Origin of the sequence: Streptomyces sp. P17, assembly GCF_032436805.1 — a bacterium.
In the GTDB taxonomy this organism is placed as follows: domain Bacteria; phylum Actinomycetota; class Actinomycetes; order Streptomycetales; family Streptomycetaceae; genus Streptomyces.
Map to the genome: position 1 here is coordinate 1 of NZ_JAVRBF010000768.1, position 275 is coordinate 275.

General features: G+C 47.3%; 1 protein-coding gene. It reads left to right on the forward strand.

Annotated elements, in window-relative coordinates:
* The coding region (locus RMT89_RS42885) for a hypothetical protein (RefSeq protein ID WP_315889176.1) at window positions 1-195 on the forward strand (195 nt) is incomplete at its 5' end.
* Window positions 196-275: the final 80 nt, after the last annotated feature.

Genomic DNA, 275 nt, shown 5'->3' on the forward strand with positions numbered 1-275 from the left:
CTGATAGCTTCCGGCCCTGCATTTGCGGGTGCAACACCAAGCTTATTACAAACCATCAAGCGGTCGAGTGCCGATGAGTGCAGACAGGTGGCTGAAACTCTTTGTAGGAACTACAAAAAGAAGGGAAAAAGCTGGTATGAGTGGTGTTTGCGTGAGCAATATGCGAACTGCATGCACCAGAATCCGCCAAAATGATCAATTGACGTAGGTCAGAACAATACCGGCTCAGTTTGATGGGCCGGTATTGTATAAAGCATCTTAATGCAGCATTACGG